The organism is Actinomadura fibrosa, assembly GCF_900659615.1.
GTDB classification, from domain to species: Bacteria; Actinomycetota; Actinomycetes; order Streptosporangiales; family Streptosporangiaceae; genus Spirillospora; species Spirillospora fibrosa.
In genome coordinates, this window is record NZ_CAACUY010000553.1 from 1 (window position 1) to 976 (window position 976).

The 976-nt window shown below is 77.8% G+C and carries 1 protein-coding gene and 1 pseudogene; both read left to right on the plus strand.

Going from position 1 to position 976, the window contains the following annotated elements; translation table 11 throughout:
- Positions 1 to 170: 170 nt before the first annotated feature.
- Entirely contained in the window at positions 171 to 689 is a 519-nt protein-coding gene (locus E1300_RS49600; protein ID WP_131764167.1) for a peroxiredoxin family protein, read from the plus strand.
- Positions 686 to 976 (plus strand): annotated as a pseudogene (locus E1300_RS49605) (hypothetical protein); the annotation flags it as partial. The gene E1300_RS49600 and the pseudogene E1300_RS49605, both read left to right, overlap by 4 nt.

Below are 976 nucleotides of genomic sequence, written 5' to 3' on the forward strand. Positions count from 1 at the left end.
CACCTGGCCCGCAACGGGCTGCTGCTCGCCGCCGCCGCGCTCGGCCTCGGCACCCCCGGCGGGACGCCCGAGATCGCGGGCGCCGCCGTCGCCGCGGCCGCGGGGGCCGTGGCGGCGATCCTCATCGTCTCCTTCGACGACATCGTCGACCTGCTCGCGGGGAGCGCGTGATGCCCTACCTGACCGCCGCAGTCGTGCTCATCGGCCTGGTGAGCGTCCTGAACCTGCTGCTGACCCTCGCCCTCGTCCGCCGCCTCCGGGCGGTGGACGGCGCGCCGGCGCGGTCGCACGGCGCGGGCCCGCCGGTCGTCCTCGGCCCCGGCGCTCGTCCTGCGGACTTCATGACGATGACGACCGCGGACGAGCCGGTGTCCGGCGCGGACCTCACCGGCCTGGTCGGCTTCTTCTCCGCCGGCTGCGACCCGTGCCACGCCCTCGCGCCCGGCTTCGCCGAGCACGCCCGGAAAGCCGGACGGGAGAACGTCCTCGCGGTCGTCGGCGGGGACGACCCCGCACTCGTCGCGATGCTGGCGCCCGACGCGCGGGTGGTCGTCGAGGACTTCGACGGCCCCGTGTCCACGGCGTTCCAGAACACCTGGACGCCCGCGCTGTACCTGATCGGCGAGGACCGCACCGTGGTGGCGACGGGCGGGCGCCTGGAGGACCTGCCCCTCGCGACCCGCGCATGACCGGAGCCGAAGCGGACGCACCGCCGGACACGCCGCCGGGTGCGGAGGCGGACGCGGAGGCGGGTGCGCCGCCGGGGGTGCCGGGACGGCGGGATCGGCGGTTCGGGGGGCGGGACACCGCCGCGGCGGCGGTGTACGCGCTGTCGCTGGCGGTCCGCGCGGCTCCGGGCGCCGTGGCGGGATACCTGCTGGCCACGCTGGCCGCGGCCGGGGCGCCGATCGGCACGGCCTGGCTGACCAAGCTGGTGATCGACCGGCTGGCCGCCCCGCACGGCGCCGTCGCCGGG

Excerpts from the sequence above, each read along its gene's own strand:
- E1300_RS49600 (WP_131764167.1), top strand. The coding sequence starts at position 171 with ATGCCCTACCTGACCGCCGCAGTCGTGCTCATCGGCCTGGTGAGCGTC.